Source organism: Streptomyces sp. NRRL S-495 (assembly GCF_000966955.1).
In the GTDB taxonomy this organism is placed as follows: domain Bacteria; phylum Actinomycetota; class Actinomycetes; order Streptomycetales; family Streptomycetaceae; genus Kitasatospora; species Kitasatospora purpeofusca.
The window spans coordinates 1-13,573 of sequence record NZ_JZWY01000366.1 but is presented as its reverse complement, the minus strand read 5'-3'; the positions used below and the strand labels follow the sequence as shown (position 1 = coordinate 13,573).

17 protein-coding genes are annotated in these 13,573 nt (G+C 71.8%); 6 read left to right on the top strand and 11 right to left on the bottom strand.

Translation table 11 applies throughout. From position 1 onward, the window contains the following. The coding region (locus VR45_RS19275; RefSeq protein ID WP_045941032.1) for an aldo/keto reductase at positions 1 to 1,036 on the bottom strand (1,036 nt) is incomplete at its 3' end. 208 nt (positions 1,037 to 1,244) lie between these two features. On the opposite strand from VR45_RS19275, the gene VR45_RS19270 reads away from it, so the two are divergent. Beyond that, positions 1,245 to 2,255 carry an NAD(P)/FAD-dependent oxidoreductase gene (locus VR45_RS19270; protein ID WP_045941037.1) on the top strand — a complete coding sequence of 337 codons (1,011 nt, stop codon included), beginning with the start codon at positions 1,245 to 1,247 and terminating at the stop codon, positions 2,253 to 2,255. A 29-nt stretch (positions 2,256 to 2,284) separates the two neighbouring features. Further along, positions 2,285 to 3,214, top strand: a complete 930-nt coding sequence (locus tag VR45_RS19265) for a class I SAM-dependent methyltransferase (RefSeq protein WP_045941031.1) — start codon at positions 2,285 to 2,287, stop codon at positions 3,212 to 3,214. A 36-nt stretch (positions 3,215 to 3,250) separates the two neighbouring features. Here VR45_RS19265 and VR45_RS42460 read toward each other — a convergent pair whose 3' ends face one another. The 3 genes from VR45_RS42460 to VR45_RS19250 all read right to left on the bottom strand — a co-directional run bounded on the left by VR45_RS42460 (position 3,251) and on the right by VR45_RS19250 (position 4,479). Next, positions 3,251 to 3,625 carry a DUF6087 family protein gene (locus VR45_RS42460; protein ID WP_052709208.1) on the bottom strand — a complete coding sequence of 125 codons (375 nt, stop codon included), beginning with the start codon at positions 3,623 to 3,625 and terminating at the stop codon, positions 3,251 to 3,253. Between the two features lie 105 nt (positions 3,626 to 3,730). Further along, entirely contained in the window at positions 3,731 to 4,051 is a 321-nt protein-coding gene (locus tag VR45_RS19255) for a multidrug efflux SMR transporter (RefSeq protein ID WP_045941030.1), read from the bottom strand. Positions 4,052 to 4,101: 50 nt separating this feature from the next. Continuing rightward, the gene (locus tag VR45_RS19250) at positions 4,102 to 4,479 is read right to left on the bottom strand and encodes a multidrug efflux SMR transporter (protein WP_045941029.1); all 378 of its coding nucleotides are present in this window, start codon (positions 4,477 to 4,479) and stop codon (positions 4,102 to 4,104) included. 203 nt (positions 4,480 to 4,682) lie between these two features. On the opposite strand from VR45_RS19250, the gene VR45_RS19245 reads away from it, so the two are divergent. Continuing rightward, positions 4,683 to 5,090: a MarR family transcriptional regulator gene (locus VR45_RS19245; RefSeq protein WP_045941035.1), complete on the top strand. Its 408-nt coding sequence runs from the start codon at positions 4,683 to 4,685 to the stop codon at positions 5,088 to 5,090. 119 nt (positions 5,091 to 5,209) lie between these two features. Here VR45_RS19245 and metG read toward each other — a convergent pair whose 3' ends face one another. The 5 genes from metG to VR45_RS19220 all read right to left on the bottom strand — a co-directional run bounded on the left by metG (position 5,210) and on the right by VR45_RS19220 (position 9,561). Beyond that, positions 5,210 to 6,940 carry a methionine--tRNA ligase gene (gene metG, locus VR45_RS19240; RefSeq protein ID WP_045941028.1) on the bottom strand — a complete coding sequence of 577 codons (1,731 nt, stop codon included), beginning with the start codon at positions 6,938 to 6,940 and terminating at the stop codon, positions 5,210 to 5,212. Between the two features lie 275 nt (positions 6,941 to 7,215). Next, positions 7,216 to 8,118 carry a phosphotransferase gene (locus VR45_RS19235; RefSeq protein WP_045941027.1) on the bottom strand — a complete coding sequence of 301 codons (903 nt, stop codon included), beginning with the start codon at positions 8,116 to 8,118 and terminating at the stop codon, positions 7,216 to 7,218. A 117-nt stretch (positions 8,119 to 8,235) separates the two neighbouring features. Then, a complete protein-coding gene (locus tag VR45_RS19230) occupies positions 8,236 to 8,427 on the bottom strand; it encodes a DUF397 domain-containing protein (RefSeq protein WP_030392270.1) in 192 nt (63 codons plus the stop codon). Between the two features lie 34 nt (positions 8,428 to 8,461). After that, positions 8,462 to 8,662 carry a DUF397 domain-containing protein gene (locus tag VR45_RS19225; protein ID WP_045941026.1) on the bottom strand — a complete coding sequence of 67 codons (201 nt, stop codon included), beginning with the start codon at positions 8,660 to 8,662 and terminating at the stop codon, positions 8,462 to 8,464. Between the two features lie 2 nt (positions 8,663 to 8,664). Continuing rightward, the gene (locus VR45_RS19220) at positions 8,665 to 9,561 is read right to left on the bottom strand and encodes a helix-turn-helix transcriptional regulator (RefSeq protein WP_045941025.1); all 897 of its coding nucleotides are present in this window, start codon (positions 9,559 to 9,561) and stop codon (positions 8,665 to 8,667) included. A 149-nt stretch (positions 9,562 to 9,710) separates the two neighbouring features. Between VR45_RS19220 and VR45_RS19215 the strand changes: the two genes are divergently transcribed. Both VR45_RS19215 and VR45_RS50090 read left to right on the top strand, forming a co-directional pair. Next, positions 9,711 to 10,163 carry an ATP-binding protein gene (locus tag VR45_RS19215; RefSeq protein WP_159394267.1) on the top strand — a complete coding sequence of 151 codons (453 nt, stop codon included), beginning with the start codon at positions 9,711 to 9,713 and terminating at the stop codon, positions 10,161 to 10,163. Positions 10,164 to 10,168: 5 nt separating this feature from the next. Then, the gene (locus VR45_RS50090) at positions 10,169 to 10,297 is read left to right on the top strand and encodes a hypothetical protein (protein ID WP_286163322.1); all 129 of its coding nucleotides are present in this window, start codon (positions 10,169 to 10,171) and stop codon (positions 10,295 to 10,297) included. A 3-nt stretch (positions 10,298 to 10,300) separates the two neighbouring features. Here the strand turns inward: VR45_RS50090 and VR45_RS19210 are convergent, their stop codons facing one another. Together VR45_RS19210 and VR45_RS19205 are read right to left on the bottom strand one after the other, a co-directional pair. Beyond that, positions 10,301 to 10,903, bottom strand: a complete 603-nt coding sequence (locus tag VR45_RS19210; RefSeq protein WP_045941024.1) for a GNAT family protein — start codon at positions 10,901 to 10,903, stop codon at positions 10,301 to 10,303. Positions 10,904 to 11,039: 136 nt separating this feature from the next. Continuing rightward, the gene (locus tag VR45_RS19205) at positions 11,040 to 12,323 is read right to left on the bottom strand and encodes an adenylosuccinate synthase (protein ID WP_045941023.1); all 1,284 of its coding nucleotides are present in this window, start codon (positions 12,321 to 12,323) and stop codon (positions 11,040 to 11,042) included. Positions 12,324 to 12,449: 126 nt separating this feature from the next. On the opposite strand from VR45_RS19205, the gene VR45_RS19200 reads away from it, so the two are divergent. Next, positions 12,450 to 13,412 (top strand): hypothetical protein, encoded by a 963-nt coding sequence (locus VR45_RS19200; protein WP_063772510.1) that lies wholly within the window; start codon positions 12,450 to 12,452, stop codon positions 13,410 to 13,412. The last annotated feature ends 161 nt before the right edge of the window (positions 13,413 to 13,573 follow it).

The following is a 13,573-nucleotide window of genomic DNA, read 5'->3' as shown; positions in this document are numbered from 1 at the left end:
CCTCCGGCCTCCGGCGGAGGGCCGGTTCGGTGAGCGCGCGGGGCTGCCAGACCCCGTCCGGGTGGTAGACGTTGGTGCCGGGCGGGACGATCGCGTCGATCCGGTCCAGGGTGGCGTCGTCGAGGACGAGGTCGGCCCCCTTGAGGGCCGCGTCCAGCTGGGCCCGGGTGCGCGGGCCGATGATCACCGAGGTCACCGCCGGGTGCGCGAGCGGGAAGGCCAGGGCGAGTTCGGGCAGGGTGCGGCCGAGGCCCTCGGCGACGGCGGTCAGCTCCTCGACGGCGTCCAGCTTGGCCTGGTTCACCGGCAGCGCCGGGTCGAACCTGGCCGGCATCAGGGCGGCGCGACCGGTGGCCATGTCGATCGGCCGGTCCTTGCGGTAGCGGCCGGTGAGGAAGCCGGAGGCGAGCGGCGACCAGGTCAGCGCGCCCATGCCGAGCCGCCGCACGGTCGGCAGGACGTCCCGCTCGATGCCGCGCGCGAGCAGCGAGTACGGCGGCTGCTCGGTCCGGAACCTCGGCAGACCGCGCCGCTCCGCGACGTGGTGGGCCTCGACGAGCTCCTCGGCGGGGAAGGTCGAGCAGCCGAAGGCGAGGATCTTGCCGGCCCGCACCAGGTCGCCGAGCACGGCGAGGGTCTCCTCGATGTCCGTGCCGGGGTCCGGCCGGTGCACTTGGTAGAGGTCGATCCGGTCGGTGCGCAGCCGCCGCAGACTCTCCTCGACCTCGCGGACGATCCACCGGCGGGAGTTGCCGCTCCGGTTGCGGCCCTCGCCCATCGGGAAGTGCACCTTGGTGGCGAGCACGACCTCGTCGCGGTCGCCGCGGGCCTGCAGCGCCTTGCCGACGATCTCCTCGGACTCGCCCTTCGAGTACATGTCGGCGGTGTCGACGAAGTTGATGCCCGCATCGAGCGCGGCGTGGATGATCCCGGCGCAGTCGTCGTGGTCGGGGTTGCCGATGGCGCCGAACATCATGGTGCCGAGGCAGTAGGTACTGACCTCGATGCCGGTGCCGCCGAGGACGCGGTAGCGCATGGTGGTTCCTCCTGGTTCAGCGGTCGCGGTCGCGGGGGGTCCGCGCCGAGGTCCGGGGTGCCGAGTCGGCCGTGCCGACCTTAGGAGTTGGAGTGCGCTCGAACGCAAGGGGCGCTTCACTCCGCAGGGCAGGCGGTGTTGCTGAAACAGCAACGAAAGTTGCCTCCCCGACGGTGGTCGGCGCAGCCTGGCGGTGGAGGTGATCGCGATGAGCGACACACACAGCGACGTGCGCGTCCGGGCCGCCGAGGGCAGCTACGACGTGGTGGTGGTCGGCGGTGGCGCCGCCGGGCTGAGCGCGGCCCTGGTCCTGGCCCGGGCCTGCCGCCGGGTGGCCGTGGTCGACGCGGGGCAGCCGCGCAACGCCCCGGCCGCCCACATGCGGGGCTTCCTCTCCCGGGACGGCACGGCCCCGGCGGTGCTGCTGGCGGCGGGCCGGGCCGAGCTGAGGGGCTACGGGGTGGATCTGCTCGACGGTCGGGTGGACCGGATCGTGCCGGTGCCGGACGCCGGTGCCCCCGCCTTCGACGTCCAACTGGCCGGCGGCCAGGCCCTGCGGGCCCGCCGGGTGGTGGTCGCCACCGGTCTGCGCGACGGGCTCCCCGACCCGCCCGGCCTGGCCGCACGCTGGGGCCGCGACGTCCTGCACTGCCCCTACTGCCACGGCTACGAGGTCCGCGACCGGCCGCTCGGCGTGCTCGGCACCGCCCCGGGCGCGGTCGGGCAGGTGCTGCTGCTCCGCCAGTGGTCGGCGGACGTGGTCCTCCTCGCGCACACCCTGGACCTCTCCGCGGACGACCGGGCCCGGCTCGGCGCCCGGGGCGTCCGGGTCGTCGAGGGCGAGGTCGTGCGGATGGTCGTCGTGGACGACCGGCTGCGCGGCGTCGAACTGGTGGACGGCTCGGCCGTGCCGCGCGAGGCGCTGTTCCTCTTCCCGCACCTGGTGCCCCGGGACGCCCCGCTGTTCGGCCTGGACTGCGACCGGGACGCGCAGGGCTGGGTCTGCACCGACCGGGCGGGCCGCACCAGCGTGCCCGGGGTGTGGGCGGTGGGCAATGTCGCCGACCCGCGCGCCCAGGTGATCACCGCCGCCGGGGCCGGGGCCGCGGCCGCGTTCGCGCTCAACCACGACCTGGTGGACGAGGACACCGAGCGTGCGCTCGCCGCCGTCACCGCTCCGCTCACCACCGCTGTCCCCACCGCCGCACCGGCGCGGTGACCACCCACCTCGAAGGAACGGAGTACCCGATGACCGGGCACACCCACCAGCACGGCCAGCAGCACGGGCACCAGAACGCTCACCAGCACGGCCACGACCACGGCCACCAGCACGGCCACGACGGCGACTTCGACTGGGACGCCCTCGCCGTCCACCTGGAGCGCGAGGCCGAGCTCCAGTCCCCGGCCGTCACCGAGGCCGCGCACTGGCTGCGCGGACTGCTGGACGGCACCACCGTCCGGCGGGTGCTCGACGTGGGCAGCGGTCCCGGAGTGATCGCCGGACTGCTCGCGGACGCCTTCCCGGCGGCCGAGGTGGTGGCGGTCGACCAGTCGGCCGCCCTGCTGGAGCGGGCCCGGATCCGTTCGGTCGGGCGCCTCGGCACCCGACAGGCCGACCTGCCGGGCGACTTCGGCACCCTGGGCAGCGCCGAGCTGATCTGGTCCGGCAACGCGATCCACCATCTCGGCGACCAGCAGGCCGCGTTGACCGCCCTGGCCGGGACGCTGCGCCCCGGCGGCCTGCTGGCCGTCGCCGAGCGCGGCCTGCCCGCCCGCTACCTCCCGCGCGACCTCGGTCTCGGCCGTCCCGGTCTCCAGGCCCGGCTGGACGCGGCGCACGAGGAGGTGTTCGCGCAGATGCGCGAGGCCACGCCCGGCGCGGTCGCGGTGGTGGAGGACTGGCCGGCCATGCTGGCCGGGGCCGGGCTCGTGCCGAGCGGCAGCCGGACCTTCCTGGTCGACCGTCCGGCCCCGCTGGACACCGCGGCCCGCGAGTTCCTGCACGTTCAGCTCTCCCGCCGGCGCGAGCAGTTGGACACCCGGCTGGAGGCGGACGACCGGGCGGTCCTGGACGCGCTGCTGGACCGGGAGGCGCCCACCGGCATCCTGGCCCGGCCGGACGCCTTCTACCTCACCGCGATCACCGTCCACACCGCCCGGGCGGCCGCCGAGCAGTAGGGCGCGTCGGGGCCACCGGTGGACACCGGCAGGGGCTCACCGGTCGGGCTTGCGGTGCCGTCCGGTGCCCTTCCGCAGCAGCGGCACCGGAGTGTCCGCCTGCGGGAACACCGGCCCAGGCGCAGACTCCGGCCCTGGCACGGACTCCGGCCCCGGCGCCTCCTCCGACCCGGGGCGGACGATCAACGGGTAGGCCTCGGCGTAGTTCTCGGCCACCGCGACCGGCTGCCAGGCATGGCCGTCCCACTCGACCACGAGGCGCGGCACGTCCTGGAAGAGGTGCGCCGCACGCCGGGGGCCGGGGGCGAGGGTGAACGCGTCCCTGGTCCCCGGCGCCCGGCGGCGGCGCGCCCGCTCGGCGTACCACTCGGCCAGTGGCTGGTCGGCCGGTGGCCCCTCCTCGGCGTCCATCGTCCGCGCCTCCCTCGGGAATCGGTCGGGGACGGCCAGTCTTGCCGATCCGTCCCCGGCCGGGCGATTCCACGATCGGGTGAAAACGCCCCGGGTGACGGTGGCTCAGAGTCCGGAGGAGAGCTTGAGGGTGACCGCGCCGGCGATGATCGCGGCGAAGGAGACCAGCTTGGGCAGGGTGATCCGCTCCTTGAAGACCAGCGCGCCGAACAGCACCGTGCCGATCGAGCCGAGCCCCGTCCAGATCGTGTAGCCGACGCTCACGTCCAGGGTGCGCAGGGCGAGGCTCAGGGTGTAGATGCCGCCCGCGGCGGCGGTCAGGGTGAGTACGGAGGGCCAGAGGCGGGTGAAGCCCTTGGTGGCGTTGGTGCCGAGGGCGAAGACGATCTCGAAGACGACGGCGACTGCCAGATAGGCCCAGGCCATGACGGTTCAACTCCTTGATGGGGATGCCGGTGCGGAGGGTCGGTCGGGATTCAGGCGGCGGCGGACGCGGAGGCGGGCCCGGCGGTCGGCGCGGAGGCGCCGCGGCTGCTCAGTCGGTCCGCGAGCTTGAGGCCGAGCACCCCGCCGATGATGAGGACGAAGGCGAGCGCCTTCCCGGCGTTCATCTCCTCGTCGAAGATCAGCGTGCCGAGGACGACCGTGCCGACCGAGCCGATGCCGGTCCACACGGTGTAGCCGACACCGACGTCGAGGGTGCGCAGCGCGAGGCTGAGGAAGAAGATCCCGCCGGCGGCCGCGGCGGCCGTCAGCAGGGACGGGCCCAGTTCGGTGAAGCCGTGGGTGGCGTTGGTGGCGAGGGCGAAGACGACCTCGAAGACGGCGGCGACGAGCAGGTGGATCCAGGCCATGGGACGAGCCCCCCGAATAGTTGTTGCATGTATGTGCAAACACTTTCTGCTGGGCAAGAGCATGCATGTACAAGTAAGCTGTGTCAACCACCCAGCCCGGCAAGGGAGGAACCCCCGTGCCCACCACCCCCGACGCCATCCCGTCCGAGGCCGCCCCGCCCGAGGCCCTGTCCGACACCCCCGACGGCGCGGCCGACGCCCGGATGTGGAACCGGCTCACCGCGCTGCACGCCCAGGTCGAGGGCCGGCTCGCCACCGTCCTGCAACGGCGGCACGGCCTCGGGCTCTCCGAGTACCGCGCCCTCGGCCTGCTCGCCGAGGCGCCCAAGTCCGAGCTGCGGATGCAGGAGCTCGCCACCGGCCTCGGCCTCAACCAGAGCTCCGTGACCCGGCTGGTCGCCCGCCTCGCCGCCGCCGAGTTCACCTACCGGGACCTCTGCCCGGACGACAAGCGCGGCGTCTACACCGTGCTCACCGACGCCGGCCGCACCCGCCACCGGGAGGCCCGCGCCACCTACGAGGAGGCCCTCACCGGCGCCCTCGACGAGGCCGCCGCCGACGCCCCCGAGCTGGCCCCACTGCTCGGCGCCGCGCGCGGCGCCCTGGGCTGAACCCGCCCCGGCGGCCGCAGTCTCGTCCGCCCTCGCCGCCCCGGAAACGCGGCTCGGCCGCCTCCCCCGCGAACGGGAGGGACGGCCGAGCGGTCGTGCCCTGCGCTGCTGCTCCGCGCCTACTCGCCGCCGCCGAAGCGGGCGGACCAGGCGGCCAGGTCCTCGTCCGTGATCTTCGCGAACAGCACCGGCGGCACGGTGAACGGCGTCCCCGCCGGCACCGCGTCCAGCGCCCGGGCCCCGGCCGCGTCCACCCAGTCGAGGGCGCGCGCCGGAGCGTCGGCCGGCAGCGCTAACGCCTCGCGCATCGCCTGCGCCGCCGTCGGGATGAACGGCTCGGAGACCACCGCGTACAGGTGGATCAGGTTCATCGCCGTGCGCAGCGTCAGCGCCGCCGCCTCCGGGTCGGTCTTCACCTGGAGCCAGGGCGCCTTCTCGTCCAGGTAGGCGTTGCCCGCGCTCCACAGCGCGCGCAGACTCTGCGTCGCCTTGCGGAAGTTGAGCGCCTCCAGCTGGGTCTCGTAGTCGGCCAGCAGCTCCGCGATCTGCGCGCCCAGCCGCTCCTCGGCCTCGCCCGCGGCGTGCCCGGCGGGCACCTCGTCGCCGAACCGCTTGCGGCTGAACGACAGCACCCGGTTGACGAAGTTGCCGAGGGTGTCGGCGAGGTCCTTGTTGACCACGGAGGCGAAGAGGTCCCAGGTGAAGCTGGAGTCGTCCGACTCGGGCGCGTGTGCCATCAGGAAGTAGCGCCAGTAGTCGGCCGGCAGCAGCTCCAGCGCGACGTCGGTGAAGATGCCCCGCTTCTGGCTGGTGGAGAACTTCCCGCCGTAGTACGTCAGCCAGTTGAAGGCCTTGACGTAGTCGACCTTCTTCCACGGCCGGCGCGAGCCGAGGATCGTCGCCGGGAACATCACGGTGTGGAAGGGGACGTTGTCCTTGGCCATGAACTCGGTGTAGCGGACGGTCTCGTCGGCCTCGTACCACCAGGACTTCCAGTCCCGCAGCTCGCCGGCCGGAGCCGCGTCCGACCACTCCTTGGTCGCGCCGATGTACTCGATCGGGGCGTCGAACCAGACGTAGAAGACCTTGTCCGAGGCCGCCAGCTCCGGCCACACATCGGCCGGCACCGGCACGCCCCACTCCAGGTCGCGGGTGATCGCCCGGTCCTGGAGGCCCTCGGTCAGCCACTTGCGGGCGATCGAGGAGGCGAGCACCGGCCACTCGTCGGCGTGCGCGGCGACCCAGTCCTCCACCTGTCCGGTCAGCTTCGACTGGAGCAGGAACAGGTGCGTGGTCTCCCGCACCTCCAGGTCGGCGCTGCCGCTGATCGCCGAGCGCGGCTCCAGCAGGTCGGTCGGGTCGAGCACCCGGGTGCAGTTCTCGCACTGGTCGCCGCGCGCCTTGTCGTAGCCGCAGTGCGGGCAGGTGCCGACGATGTAGCGGTCCGGCAGGAAGCGGCCGTCGGTGTTGGAGTACACCTGGCGGATCGCCCGCTCCTCGATGAAGCCGTTGGCGTGCAGCTCGCGCGCGATCTCCTGGGTGATCTCCCGGTTCTGCGGCGAGGAGCTGCGGCCGAAGTAGTCGAACGACAGTCGGAAGCCGTCGTACACGGCCTTCTGCTGCTCGTGCGCCCGCGCGCAGAACTCGGCCACCGGCAGCCCGGCCTCCTGCGCGGCCAGTTCGGCCGGCGTGCCGTGCTCGTCGGTCGCGCAGATGTAGAGGACCTCGTGCCCGCGCCGGCGCAGGTACCGCGAGTAGACGTCCGCAGGCAGCATGGACCCGACCATGTTGCCCAGGTGCTTGATCCCGTTGATGTACGGAAGGGCGCTGGTGATCAGGTGCCGAGCCATCCTCGGATGCTCCGATTTCTCCCGCACGCACCCCTGTCCCGGAGTGCCGTGACAGGCGCAGGCTCTGGGACGGCAACGGGAACCGGGCACAGTCGCCGACTCCCGGTCGGCCGGCCAGAGCGACGTTCCACTGTGGGCTGCGCAATCCTATCCAAGCCACCCCCGTCCCTTCGCTCCCATTTCCCCGGGGCCCCCAAGCTCCCCGCCCGCACAGGAAGTCGGCCCGCCCGACTTCCTGTGCGACCGACAACCACCAGGGAACGGTGGGCACCGGCCTACCGATGCTCGACGGCGAACCGTTCCAGAGCGGGGAAGGTGCCGGTGTCGATCGTGCCGGTCGACTTGTACTGATCGAGTCCCATCGTGAAGAGGGCGCGCCGGTACTGCCACTTGAGGTGCTTGTCCTGCCGGGTGGGGTCGGTGGGCCGCATCAGGGCGAGGAAGAAGAAGCATTTGGCGAGCAGGAAGTCGCCGAGGTGTTCGCTCACCCGCTGCCCGATCAGTGACATCGTGGTCTCGTCGAGCGCGGCGGTGTAGGCGGCGCGCTGCTCCGGGGTGATGCCGTAGCCCTTGCCTCCGCCCTTGAATGCCACGATGTCGAGCGCGGGGTAGACGTCGTAGCCCAGCGGGACCGGCCCGTGGTGCTGCCAGTCGATGACCCCGGCTCGCAGGATGTTGGGCAGGCCGTAGTCGAGATGTCCGTGCACCATTGGGAGCCGTGCCAGCCGGTCGAGCGCATGTTTGACCGCCTCGTGGACGCGCGGGGTGTCGAAGTCCGGGTTCTCCTCGAAGACCTCGGCCGCGAAAGCCGCCTTCTCGAACCACGGCATGGCGGGGAGGGGGTGCCGCACCTGGGCCTGCAGGAGCTTCGACGCCACGGCAGCAGCCGTACTGATGACGTGGTGGCCGACCTGCCCGTCCCGCCCGGCGTCGGCCAGCGCCTCCTCGTGCAGTGAGGTGTCACCGATGGCGCGCTCGACGACGAAGTAGCGCCCGTCCTCCGAGCCACTGTCGACGATCTCCGGCACCGGGTAGCCCAGGCCGGCGGCCAACTGCTGGAACTCGGCCTCCGCCCGGAGGTCATCGCCACCGGTCCGCTTGTAGAACAGGCCGTCGGCGGACCGCCACACCGCGCCTGCGGTGGCGGTTCGGTGCTTCACGAACTTCCAGTCACTCATTCGGCCGTCCTTCCGGGCAGGGCCTGGACAGCACAAGGCCCGATCATTCCTGTGCAGGACTGAAAGCTCCGTTGCCCCCTCGCGGCTCGCGAGGGGGCAACGGGAGGAGGGGGGTTGCTAGGCGACGAAGTGGTCGAACTCGCCGGCCTTCACGCCGAGGACGAAGGCGGCCCACTTGCGGGGGGTGGTGCGGACGATGATGGCGTCGTTCTTGGGGTCGCGGAGTTCGACCATGCCGTTGACGGTGCGGATTTCGAGGGCGTCCTCGCCCTCGCCGCCGGGGGCGGCCTTCTGCCAGGTGGTGTCCATGGGGGTCGGGCTCCTTCGGGGTCGGCCGGTGGGATCAGGCGTGGGTGAAGTGGTCGAACTCGCCGCGCTTGACGCCTTCGAGCCAGAGCGCGAACTTCGTGGGGGTGGTGACGACGATCGATTCGGGGGCGTCGGACTCGCGGATCTCGACGAGCCCTTCGGCGTTGGTGGACACCTCTACCGAGTTCCCGCCGTCCTGCGAGCTGCTGGTCGACTTCTGCCAGTTGCGCGGCATGACTACCTTTCCAATTCCAGTCCGTGCTTGATGTGTTGGATCACTCCCCAGGAATCCCGTTCGGAGTTCGGGAGCGCGGACGTGCCCGCGCTCCCGGGTCCCAGTGCGAGTCGGCTGAGAGCGTCGAAGCGGCCTCGGAACGTGTTGACCGTCTCGGGGTGGGCGTAGGAGATCGGAACTCCTGGCGTGTCGATGACCACGGTCGAGAGGGCGCGCGAGGCCGGTTCGGTGAGGAGGAAGGGGCCGCTGTACGGCGGCGTCGCCCTGACACTGAACGGGAAGACCTGGACCGTGACGTTGGGCTTCTCCGCCACGGCCAGCAGGTGGGCCAACTGGTTTCGCATGACGTGGCGCCCGGCGAACGCCATCAGTAGCGCGGCCTCATGGACCACGAAGTGGAACGTGGTCGAGGTGTCGAGGATCTGTTGGCGTTCGAGGCGGAAGCGGACCGTGTCGGCGATCTCTTCGGGCGAGAGCGGAGTCTCGCCGGTCCCGAACAGCTGGCGCATGTAGTCCTCGGTCTGGAGCATGCCCGGGACGAGGAAGGTCTCGTAGTTGAGGTAGGCCGTCGTGGCCCAGTGCTCGAGCTCGGCCAGGTCGAGGGCGAAGTCGGGGACCTTCCGCTTGTGACGGCTCCACCAGCCCTTGCCGTCGCTGGCTCCGATGGCGGCGAGTGTGCGGAGAAATACTTCATCCGTGCAGCCGTAGAAGGATGCCAGCGATCGCAGCCGTTCCTCGTCGAGACCGGTGCGGGCAGCTTCGATGTGGTTCAGCTGGGGACCACGAATACCGATGTGGGCTGCCGCGACCTGGACCGGCACATCGGCGTCCAGTCGGAGTCGGCGGATCTCGGTGCCGTACCGTCGCTGCCGCTCGCTGATGTGCGCTCGCAGAGCCAAAGTCCATCCCTTCCTGTGGCATCGGCAGTGTTGCGCGCAGGAGCGGGTCCGCGCCAGCCGCTGAGGGCAGATCCGCAGGATCACCCATTCGAGTGGTTGCACTAATGAAGGCCTGAGCCTACCTTGAGTAGTGCACCGCTCACTGATGGTTGATCAGTTTCCCTCAACTGGACTGGAGACAGTCGATGTTGCTTCCACTCCTGCGCCCCCTCGACGCCGACCCCGACCGCGAGTTTCGGGTCGACCTCTTCCCGCCCGCGAGCCTCCAAACGGTGGGCGTGGTGCGGCGGCTGCTGCGCGATCTGCTGGTCACGGCTGGCGCCGATCCCGACGGGCCGTGCGTGATCCTCTCCGAACTCCTCGCGAACGCCCTGCTCCACGGCGCCGGAGCACCCACCGTCTCCCTCGAACTCCGGTGCGGGCGCCTCTACATCGCCGTCGCCGACGGATCGACCGCCGCGCCCGTCAGACCCGAGCCGGATGTGGCTCGAACGTGCGGGCGGGGGCTTGACCTCGTCGCCGCTTTGGCCGATGACTGGGGTGTGGAACTCATCGGGGTGTGCGGCAAGGCGGTCTGGGCCGTGGCGGCGGTCGATCGCTGATGGCCGTGGTGTTGCTGACGGGCCTGTTGGTCTCGGTGGTCTTCGTCGGGGTGGTGGCGCAGATCATCGCGACCCGTCAGCCGAGGGAACGACGCTCCGGCGGAGCGGACTTGGCGCCGCAGAAGGACAAGTAGCGCTCAGCCGGCGGCGAGCCGCTGCTCCAGCCGACCCCGCGCGGCCGGCCACTCCTCGCGCAGCATCGAGAAGTACGCGGTGTCCCGCCACACGCCGGTGGAGCGCCGCTTCTCGCGCCGGTGGACGCCCTCGAACTGTGCGCCCAGCCGCTGGATCGCGTTGCGCGAGCGGTCGTTGAGCGCGTCGGTCTTCCAGAACACCCGGCCCATGCCCAGGTCGTCGAAGGCGTGCGCGAGCAGCAGCAGCTTCGACTCGGTGTTGACGGCGGTGCGCCACACGGACCGCGCGTACCAGGTGCCGCCGATCTCGACGAGCTCGTCCTCCGCGTGGAACGCGTAGTAGCCGGTGATGCCGACGGCCCGCCCGCTCGCGAGCTCGATCACGGCGAACTTCACGGCCTCCCCGGCCGCGACCTCGCCGAGGCGGATGTCCAGCATCGCGCCCAACTCCTCCTCCGACGTGGGCGCGCTGAACGGGACCCAGCGCCACACCTCGGGGTCCGGGCCGACGGCGGCCCACAGGTCGGACAGGTGGCGCCGCTCCAGCGGCTCCAGTCGGACGTGGCGGCCGGTGAGGGTGGTGGGGGCGGGAAGCTTCGCGGTCATGATCGAAAGGTAGCCCGTGACTGCACTAGATGCAATGGATATCTGCCTTAGTGCAAAGCTGGAAGGGCAAGAGCAGGGCCCCGCGGGAGAACCCGCGGGGCCCTGCTCAGGAAGCCGTGAGGCCCAGCCGTGAGGCCTAGACGAACGAGTTGATCTGGATCGTCTCGTACCGGCCCGGGCCGACGCCGATGGCGGAGATCGGGGCGCCCGACATCTCCTCCAGCGCCTTCACGTACGCCTGGGCGTTCTTCGGCAGCTCGGCGAAGGTCTTCGCCCCGCTGATGTCCTCGGTCCAGCCCGGCAGCGTCTCGTAGATCGGCTTGGCGTGGTGGAAGTCCGACTGGTTGTACGGCAGCTCCTCGACCCGGCGGCCGTCGATCTCGTACGCGACGCAGACCGGGATCTGCTCCCAGCCGGTCAGCACGTCCAGCTTGGTGAGGAAGAAGTCGGTGAGGCCGTTGACCCGGGTCGCGTAGCGGGCGATCACCGCGTCGAACCAGCCGCAGCGGCGGTCACGGCCGGTGGTGACACCGCGCTCGCCACCGATCCGGCGCAGCGCCTCGCCGTCCGCGTCGAGCAGCTCGGTCGGGAACGGGCCGGAGCCGACGCGGGTGGTGTAGGCCTTGAGGATGCCGATGACCCGGTCGATCTTGGTGGGACCGATGCCGGAACCGGTGCAGGCGCCGCCCGAGGTCGGGTTGCTGGAGGTGACGAACGGGTACGTGCCGTGGTCGACGTCCAGCAGGGTGCCCTGGCCGCCCTCCAGCAGGACGACCTTGCCGGCCTTCAGCGCCTCGTCCAGGACCAGGGTGGTGTCGGCCAGGAACGGCTTGATCTTGTCCGCGTAGCCCAGGTACTCCTCCAGCACCAGGTCGGCGGGGATCGCGCGGCGGTTGTAGAGCTTGACCAGGAGCTGGTTCTTGTCGTGCAGCGCCGCTTCGATCTTCTGCTGGAGGATCGACTCGTCGAAGAGGTCCTGCACCCGGATGCCGACGCGGTTGATCTTGTCCGCGTAGGTCGGGCCGATGCCGCGGCCGGTGGTGCCGATCCGGCGCTTGCCGAGGAAGCGCTCGGTGACCTTGTCCAGGGTGCGGTGGTACGGCGTGATCAGGTGGGCGTTGCCCGAGATCAGCAGCTTGGAGGTGTCGATGCCGCGCTCGTTGAGCCCGCTGAGCTCGGAGAGCAGCACGCCCGGGTCGATCACGACGCCGTTGCCGATGACCGGCGTCACGTTCGGGCTGAGGATGCCGGAAGGCAGGAGGTGCAGCGCGTACTTCTGGTCGCCGATGACCACCGTGTGACCGGCGTTGTTGCCGCCCTGGTAGCGAACGACGTAGTCGACGGAGCCGCCGAGGAGGTCGGTCGCCTTCCCCTTGCCCTCGTCTCCCCACTGAGCGCCAACGAGCACGAGTGCCGGCACAGGCGTACACCCCTTCCGGTTGGGGCATCCTGCGTAGGCCGCAGTCTGCCCCGAGATAGACGAAGCCCCTGGCGCAATAGCGCAAGGGGCTCTTGCACCGAGAGATTACCTGAGGAAGGACCGGTTGTGTCGTCCCTGTCCACGCCCGCAACCGGCGGCCCGGAGCCGCTTCTCCTGCTCCTCGACCCGGCGGCCCGGCAGTCCGACGGGGAGTCGGTGCGGATCGCGAAGGACGTTCTCTCCGGTGGGACGGACGTCAAGGTGGCCTGTCCGGAGACGCCTTCCGAGCTCGATCGGGTGCTTTCGCACCGAGGTCGGAGGCGACCGGTGGTGATCGGTTCCGACCTCGCGCTGCAACGGGTGCTCCAGGCGCTGTACCGCCAACGTGAGCTGGGCGCCGACCCGGTGGGCCTGGTGCCGGTCGGCCGGCCGGAGGAGCTGGCGGCGGCCCGGGCGCTCGGGGTGCCGGGCGCGCCGGTCGCGGCGGCGCGCGCGGTGCTGACCGGGGCGGCCCGGAAGCTGGACCTGCTGGTGGACGACGGTGGCGGGGTGGCGCTCGGCGGGGTGCGGATCTCGGGCGGCGGGGCACGGCGTCCGGTGGGGCGTCCGGGCGGATGGCGTTCGCTATGGGCGAAACTGGCTGCGGCCGAGCAGGCGACCGCACTCACCCAGGAACGGACCGGTGCGGGCGCGGGACCGGAGGACACCGGTGGGACCGGCGGGAGCGCCCGGCCGGGCCGGACCGGGCCGTCCGGTCGGTCGGACCGGGTCGAGCCGGCCCGGGGCGCGCACAGCGCCCGGCTGCGGGTCGAGGCCGACGGCCGGCTGCTCGCCGACGTCCACCGGCCGGTCCGGGTGGTCCAGGTGACGCTGCCCTCCGGCGCGGCCGCGGGAGAGGGCGTGATGGAGATCGTGGTCCGCGCCCCCGGCGCCCTGCTGCGCGCCCGGGCGGCCAGCATCTCGGTGGCGGGCCGGGGCTTCGGCTACGAGGCGGACGGGCACCCGGTCGGCCCGGTGCGGGCCCGCACCTGGACGGTCCACGCCGGGTGCTGGGGCCTGCTGCTGCCGGTCACCCAGGACGCCCCCTAGCTGTCCCTGAGTCACCCCCGGGCGGTCCCCGGGCCGCCCCTGGGTCGTCCGGGCGGCGCGCGGCCCCGGGTGAGCAGGCTCACGTTGGGCGAACGGCGGACCAACGCCGGGCGAAGCCCCCGCCGCCCGCGGAACACGCCAACGGGCGCGAACCGCAAGGG

Coding starts and splice junctions, on each gene's coding strand:
- VR45_RS19250 (WP_045941029.1), bottom strand. CDS start 4,479: ATGGCCTGGATCCACCTGCTCGTCGCCGCCGTCTTCGAGGTCGTCTTC.
- VR45_RS19225 (WP_045941026.1), bottom strand. CDS start 8,662: ATGCCGCGCAACTGGCAGAAGTCGACCAGCAGCTCGCAGGACGGCGGG.
- VR45_RS19210 (WP_045941024.1), bottom strand. CDS start 10,903: ATGACCGCGAAGCTTCCCGCCCCCACCACCCTCACCGGCCGCCACGTC.
- VR45_RS42460 (WP_052709208.1), bottom strand. CDS start 3,625: ATGGACGCCGAGGAGGGGCCACCGGCCGACCAGCCACTGGCCGAGTGG.
- VR45_RS19255 (WP_045941030.1), bottom strand. CDS start 4,051: ATGGCCTGGGCCTATCTGGCAGTCGCCGTCGTCTTCGAGATCGTCTTC.
- VR45_RS19245 (WP_045941035.1), top strand. CDS start 4,683: ATGTGGAACCGGCTCACCGCGCTGCACGCCCAGGTCGAGGGCCGGCTC.
- VR45_RS19235 (WP_045941027.1), bottom strand. CDS start 8,118: ATGAGTGACTGGAAGTTCGTGAAGCACCGAACCGCCACCGCAGGCGCG.
- VR45_RS19270 (WP_045941037.1), top strand. CDS start 1,245: ATGAGCGACACACACAGCGACGTGCGCGTCCGGGCCGCCGAGGGCAGC.
- VR45_RS19265 (WP_045941031.1), top strand. CDS start 2,285: ATGACCGGGCACACCCACCAGCACGGCCAGCAGCACGGGCACCAGAAC.
- metG (WP_045941028.1), bottom strand. CDS start 6,940: ATGGCTCGGCACCTGATCACCAGCGCCCTTCCGTACATCAACGGGATC.
- VR45_RS19230 (WP_030392270.1), bottom strand. CDS start 8,427: ATGGACACCACCTGGCAGAAGGCCGCCCCCGGCGGCGAGGGCGAGGAC.